At 53.7% G+C, this 1,036-nt stretch carries 1 protein-coding gene; it reads right to left on the bottom strand.

What is annotated here, in order from left to right; translation table 11 throughout:
- Window positions 1-988 (bottom strand): helix-turn-helix domain-containing protein (locus HMPREF3153_RS12345; protein WP_141740904.1); only part of this gene is annotated, 988 nt, incomplete at its 3' end.
- Between the last annotated feature and the right edge of the window lie 48 nt (window positions 989-1,036).

The raw sequence follows: 1,036 nt of genomic DNA, 5'->3' as shown, positions 1-1,036 counted from the left end.
GATAGAAAGCTTCATAGATTGTTTCGGCACTCACACGCATGTCCTCATCATCAGGAAAGTCAAGCCGGATTCGGCCTTGGATTTCTTCTGGTGACCATTGTGCCCGTAGCTTGTCGATAACCCAGTCACGCAGTCTAGGGTTAGCAAGCAATTTCCCAATTTGTGGCCGAGCTCTGCGCGCTACAGCTCGGATTTGTGCAGCTCCAGCATGATAAGGGCCCTGTGGACTATGGTTTCGACGCAGCTCTCTACTAATCGTGGAATGGCAGCGCCCAAGCCGGCGTGCAATCTCGCGGATCGAGACCCCTTCGCGTCGCCAGTCAGCAATATGAATGCGCTCGTCATGGTCGAGATATCGCTTATTAATCTTCTTATACGGATCGACACCAGCAGCTAGTTTCGGTAACGGTTGCATCGCTTCGCCTGGGCTCGCATTCAGCTTGTGTAAACGTTTCATAAGCTTGTTATACACACCGGCAGCCGGACCAGCAGGGACAAATACCTGACCGTGAGTCTGCGCTGATTTGACCACCCCTTTGTCAAAATCCCACGCTTTACGGAAACTGATACCACAAGCTACAGCAGCATCACGAGTCGACAAGCTCGCTAGTCGCAGACGCAGGAAAATAACACGTTGCTCGGTGGCATTAATCCGCCGTTGCAGCTGACTGACCGGCACGCACAAACCTAGCTTGCACGCCTGTCGGCGCAAAACTGGATCAGAGACACCAACCTGACGCGCCGCGGTATGCACACGCACACCCTTTCTCACCAGTTCGATGCCCGCCGCAAGAGCCTGAGCATCATGACCACGCGGACTATATGGAATCAACTGCTCACAATGGGCAAAGAAATACGCATGCTGATAATTACACCCAACCTCTTGCACCGCTGCGCGCAGACTCAAGCCACCGGCAATTAACCGCCGCAACTGCTCCTTATCCGACTCCGATAACGACACAAAAGTGCCCTGCGGACGCTGCGCCATAACAACACCTCCGTACTAGAAGTGGTGCAACGACGGTCTGAACCCAAG

Source organism: Corynebacterium sp. HMSC06C06 (assembly GCF_001807295.1).
GTDB lineage: Bacteria > Actinomycetota > Actinomycetes > Mycobacteriales > Mycobacteriaceae > Corynebacterium > Corynebacterium striatum.
The sequence above is the reverse complement of the archived record's forward strand: the minus strand, read 5'-3'. Positions and strand labels throughout refer to the sequence as shown.